Origin of the sequence: Aestuariirhabdus haliotis (assembly GCF_023509475.1) — a bacterium.
Lineage (GTDB): Bacteria > Pseudomonadota > Gammaproteobacteria > Pseudomonadales > Aestuariirhabdaceae > Aestuariirhabdus > Aestuariirhabdus haliotis.
Genome location: NZ_JAKSDZ010000078.1, coordinates 1 through 5429, shown reverse-complemented (window position 1 = coordinate 5429; position 5429 = coordinate 1). Strand labels below are relative to the sequence as shown.

The 5429-nt window shown below is 53.8% G+C and carries 5 protein-coding genes; 2 read left to right on the top strand and 3 right to left on the bottom strand.

Going from position 1 to position 5429, the window contains the following annotated elements; all coding sequences use genetic code 11:
- Window positions 1–169: 169 nt before the first annotated feature.
- Window positions 170–1105 (bottom strand): 2-hydroxyacid dehydrogenase, encoded by a 936-nt coding sequence (locus MIB40_RS19120; RefSeq protein WP_249697106.1) that lies wholly within the window; start codon window positions 1103–1105, stop codon window positions 170–172.
- A 68-nt stretch (window positions 1106–1173) separates the two neighbouring features.
- On the opposite strand from MIB40_RS19120, the gene MIB40_RS19115 reads away from it, so the two are divergent.
- On the top strand, window positions 1174–1539 hold the full coding sequence (locus MIB40_RS19115; protein WP_249697105.1) for a DUF2784 domain-containing protein: 366 nt from the start codon (window positions 1174–1176) through the stop codon (window positions 1537–1539).
- 43 nt (window positions 1540–1582) lie between these two features.
- On the opposite strand, the gene MIB40_RS19110 is transcribed toward MIB40_RS19115, so the two are convergent.
- Window positions 1583–2212, bottom strand: a complete 630-nt coding sequence (locus MIB40_RS19110; protein ID WP_249697104.1) for a LysE family translocator — start codon at window positions 2210–2212, stop codon at window positions 1583–1585.
- 93 nt (window positions 2213–2305) lie between these two features.
- Window positions 2306–4024, bottom strand: a complete 1719-nt coding sequence (locus MIB40_RS19105; RefSeq protein ID WP_249697103.1) for a GGDEF domain-containing protein — start codon at window positions 4022–4024, stop codon at window positions 2306–2308.
- A gap of 256 nt (window positions 4025–4280) precedes the next feature.
- Here MIB40_RS19105 and MIB40_RS19100 point away from each other — a divergent pair, with 256 nt between their 5' ends.
- Entirely contained in the window at window positions 4281–5171 is an 891-nt protein-coding gene (locus MIB40_RS19100) for a DMT family transporter (protein WP_319941695.1), read from the top strand.
- The last annotated feature ends 258 nt before the right edge of the window (window positions 5172–5429 follow it).

Sequence of the window (5429 nt, the reverse complement as noted above, 5' to 3'; positions counted from 1 at the left end):
AAAGAGGCTGGATTCGCCCGAAAGCCCCGTAGGGCGGCCCTAAAAATGCTTTTTCTCGGTGTTGAAGCCCTTGTCCAGGTCTCGACATGAACGGCCAGCTTCGCCTTGATAAAAACCTTTTAGGGTCCGCAGAGATCTATCTGAATTAATCAGAGGTGCCTTAGCTTCTCTAGTAGCCTCGATCTCGATCAACCGTCTCGAGGCGTTTGCCCGCTTCTAGACGCTCAATACTTTCGGCAATCTGTTGGGCAGCCTCGGCGATCGGCGTTGGCGCCGAAACATGAGGGGTGATTATTATTTTACTATTGCTGTACAAGGCGCTGTCAGCCGGCAGGGGTTCCTGCTCAAACACATCCAGCAAAGCACCGCGTAGATGTCCACTATCCACCTGCTCAATCAGCGCCTCATGGTCGAGCACTTCACCTCGGCCACAGTTAATCAGGATGGCACCCGCCGACAATTGCGATAACCGCTCCTTATTCAATAGATGCCGAGTTTTCTGAGTAGCAGGCAGCACGCAAACCAGCGCCCGGCAACGAGCCAAAAAGCCCGCCAGAGCATCGTGGCCAGCGCAGGTTTCGATATCAGGCAATGACTTTGGGCTACGACTCCAACCCAGCACCGAATAACCATCGGTGTGCAACCTGGCGGCTACTTCCGCCCCGATGGCTCCCAGCCCCATGACACCAACCGGCCATTTGGCATGACTGGAAACCCCGTATGGTTTCCATAGCCCTTGAGCCTGCTGGTTGCGGTAACGATCCATATCCCGGCGAAAATGCAGCAAGCCGTAGCGAATGTAATCGGTCATGCGCTCTGCCATGCCTGCGTCACGTAATTTGTAGACCGGCAGAGTCTCAGGCAAATCAGGATTGGCCAACAGCGCATCGACCCCCGCCCCCAGATTAAATAACCCTTTTAAGCGTTGCTGGCTGGTAAACAGTTCGGCCGGCGGATTCCAGACCAGCGCATAATCGGCCTGCCAGTCGTCTTTGATCTCCGAGAGTTGACGTACTTCTGCCTTGGGTAAATGTTCGTCGATGGCGGCTTGCCAACGTGGCGCGGAGTTGCCCGCTGCATGAAGTAGTAAACGAAGTGACGTCATATAATTATCCTGGTTATCCAGTGCCCCGGTAGCACCTTAGTAGCCAGAGTACTCTACACTGAATACGCATGGATGCTCGAATTATCGCCGACCTGCTGGTGCTAACCCATCTCCTGTTTATTATCTTTGCCCTGTTGGGCGGGCTGTTTACCCTTTATTGGCGCTGGACACCGTTGCTGCATCTGCCAGCGGTTTGCTGGATCGCTTTACTGGAATTCAATGGCTGGATCTGCCCGCTAACCCCCTTAGAAAACCAGTTTCGCCGGGCCGCCGGGGAGGCAGGCTACCCCGGCGGCTTTATCGAACACTACCTGATTCCGCTGATCTATCCCGCCGGCCTGACACCCCAATGGCAAGTTTGGCTGGGGGTGTTGGCGTTACTGATCAACCTGAGTGTTTATCTGTTCGTACTGTTGCGCTTGCGGCGGGCTTAATGCAAAGGGTTTCCGGCTATAACACATGGCTCTGTTGATCGAGTCAGGACTCCATACCCAGGCGTACGCCAAACCCCATCAGCAAACTTCCGGTTATGCCGTTCATCACCTGGCTGGTGATCGGTTTGGTGAGCCATAACCGGGCTCGCTCCACCAGCAATACAAGACTCCCTTGCCACAGTGTGGCAATCAGGAAATGTATGGAGGCCATCGCCATCGACTGGCCCATTGCCGACTGCTCGGGATCAATAAACTGGGGTAAAAAGGCCATGTAGAAAATGATGGTTTTCGGGTTCAGTACGTTAGATAAAAACCCTTCCCGAAACGATTGCCGAGCAGATACGGCTTGTGCGGGTGTGCCGGTTACAGGCAAGGCTTGGGCTCGCCATGCCGCTCGCAGGCTGTGCCAACCCAACCACGCCAGATAGGCCGCCCCGGCATACTTGACCAGAGCAAAAAGTTCGGCGGAACCTAACAAAATTACCGATAACCCGGCAGCGGAAATAAAGGCATGAACAAAGAGCCCGGTACAAATTCCCAGGCTGCTGACAAATCCATCCTTGCTACCACCACGCGCGGCATTGCGAACAATCAATAGGGTATCGATTCCCGGTGTCAGGGTCAGGGCCGTAATGGCCAACAGGAAGGGTAACCATTGAAAATGTTCCAACATAATTGAGCCTTTCTCAGCAAAGGGCATCGCTATCCGATACAGCACGAGCTCACATCATATCGGATCTCCAGAAGCCGGGCAGCCCTGGATCCCTCAAGTCAACGTCTCGGTATCCCTGGGCAATTCATCGTAATTGCAGAAACAATTACGTCCGGCATGTTTGGCGGCATAGAGCGCCTGGTCGGCTTTGAACAACAAATCGGCGAGTTTATCCCGATCGTTGGCGACATAGCCACCAGCACTGATCTGTATCGATACCGGATCCCCCGATTCACTTGACAGCCGATGCTGATCCACCGATTCCCGTATACGCTCACCAACGCTTTTCAATAACTCGTTATCGCAGGTTTCGATCAGCACCAGAAATTCGTCACCGCCCCACCGGGCTGCACAATCATAGGGGCGTAATACCGACTCGATACTGTTTGAAACCAGCTTCAGGGCCTGATCACCCACACTATGGCCATGTTGATCGTTGATCGACTTGAACAGATCGAGATCGATCCAGATGATGCCAAAACAATTGTTTTCACGGTCGCTGCGGCTGATTTCAGCCTCGATTCGCTCGGTCATGCCCCGGCGATTCAACAACTCGGTCAGCGGGTCGATTTTAGTCAACCGGTCGAGCGCCTCGGTGCGCTTTTGCACTTTGTGCTCCAGCTCCTCTCGGGCGCTGATCACCGACTGCGCCATCTCACGAAAATGTTCGAGCAAACGCGCGACTTCACCTTTGCCCTGAACGGGTAATTCCTTGTCATCATAGGCCCCTTCGCGTACATGATTCATCGCCTGCTCCAGTTTTTGCAATGGATTCAGCAGGTAATGCTCAAGCGCCAGGAGAAACAGAGCCAAGGCCACCACTAATACCGCCAGGTAAACCAATACGATTTCCCCGAAACTGCTCAGGGGCAACAAGACCTTGAGGTCCATCAGCATAATTTCGTACCAACCCACCTCCGGCAGATGGGCCACGCTGGCCAGGAAACGCTTGCCTTCCACTTCTACAAAGCGGCTGATCACTCGATCATCCGTGGAAGCCAATTCCGCCATTGCCTCGCGTATGGCAGCCCGGTCGCTGTCGCGATCAAACATAAGATCCAGGTTTTTTCTGGGGCCGCCCCGATGATTGGAAAAATCGATCATCGACTGGTCGCGATAGATCTGAATCGCACCCTCATGATCGACAAAAAAGCTGGTGATACCCGGCTCTGGTTGTTCGATGACCCGGCCAATAAATTCGGTCAAATCCAGCCCGGTACCGACCACGCCCAACACCTGGTCACCGTCTCGCATCAACACATCAATCCACAGCTTGCTGACACCCAGGGCAGCATTTGAATTTACGTTCAGGTGCAGCTCTCGTTCCTGTTCGACCAGGCTGTAAAACCATTGATCGGTTTCATTTGAGCGGCTCAGTGTGTATCGATACTGCTGACCAGCAAACTCATTCTGTTTATTGTTGTGGTAATAGCGCTCTGCGTTCAGCAGGGCAACAAAATAGCTTTTTTCGGCAAAATGCTGACGAAACTTCTCCATCACAGCCATGGCCTGCGTGTTCAGTTGCTCATTATCCGGATTACGCGCCCATTGTTTGAGCGGTTCGGAATCGGCGAATTGTCGTGCCAGGGCGATCTCGCGAATGATCGGCTGCAGGGTTCGCACCTTGTTGTACAACACCTGCTTCTCGGCATAACGAACCGCCCATTGCTCAATCAGATTTTCCGCCAGTTGCCGCATGGGCACCCAGGCAGCCGCTCCTGCACCAATCACCAATGCAGCGGTAAAGATCACAAAGCGTAACCGTAGATTCATACCCTTCCCTATGCAGGATCCTGATCAATGGGCTTGCAACAAAGCCAACACCCTATCCCTTATATTGGCCATCACCCGCACAACTTTAGTTTCTTAAGTCATTAGACATAGATATAGCATTTACTAAAGGGTTTGGCCGTTGATTCTTAAGTCAAGCTCTCCCATTCACCCTCCCTACCCCTCTACAATAGACCCCTTCGTCGCCCCTTACCGGCAGACTACCCCTCTAATAATTAATCATTCAGGAATCCATGCCGTGCTTGCTATCTCTCCTTCTCACCTGCTGCTGGTCGGCGTCGCTGCCATTTGGGGTTTCGCGTTTGTTGCCCAAAGTGCGGGCATGGATTACCTCGGCCCCCACAGTTTCAATGCGGCCCGCTTTATTCTGGGAGCGGTCTCGTTAATCCCCCTCTGGCTGATGATGAGTCGGGGGAAAATGCCCCAGGGACGTACTCTGTGGATTGGTGGTTTATTAGCGGGCTGTGTGATGTTTGGCGGCTTTACGTTCCAACAGATTGGACTGCTGCATACCACGGCGGGCAATGCCGGCTTTATCACCGGTATGTATATAGTCATGGTGCCCATCGTGGGAACCTTGCTGGGGCAGAGTACCAACCCGCAAACCTGGGTCGGTGTGGTACTGGCCATACTCGGGCTCTACAGCCTGACCATTGGTCCCGATTTCAGCGTGAACTACGGTGATCTGCTGGAGTTGGTCGGTGCCCTGTTCTGGACCGCCCATGTCCTGATCATCGGCTGGCTGTCACGTAAGGTCGACGCCATCAGCTTGTCGATCTGCCAGTTTGCGGTCGCGGCATTGCTGGCCAGTGTATTTGCCCTGACGACCGAGACCGCAACCCTCGGCGATTTCCAGGACGCCTGGATGCCGCTGCTGTATGCCGGTATTGCTTCCAGTGGCATTGCCTGTACCTTGCAGATCATCGCCCAGCGCAAGGTAGATCCCAGTGTGACAGCGCTCATTCTGTCGACCGAAGCCGTCTTTGCGGTAATCGGGGGCTGGCTGCTATTAGGCGAAGCCATGGGTAGCAAACAGCTGCTGGGGTGCTGCCTGATGCTGATGGGCATGCTGATCAGCCAATGGCCCATCAATCGCTCTCCTAGAGTGGCCACGGAAGGGGAAAGCTAGTGTAGGTGGGAGGTTCAGGACTGCCATATCGGCCTTCATTGGCATCATAGATCGACTGAATCTCAGCCCTGAGATCACCACCTTCCAGGCTTCTCTGAGAGGGCCTTCTGTTCTTCCAGTCATAGAACCCGCTGGTTGACACACCCAGCCCGCCACACAACTTGGGCACCTCTGATTAATTCAGATGAACTCTGGCTTTCAGGCGAATTCAGAATCGCGACACGCCTTTGCAGTAAGGTCGAGACCTTTCAAAAAGGC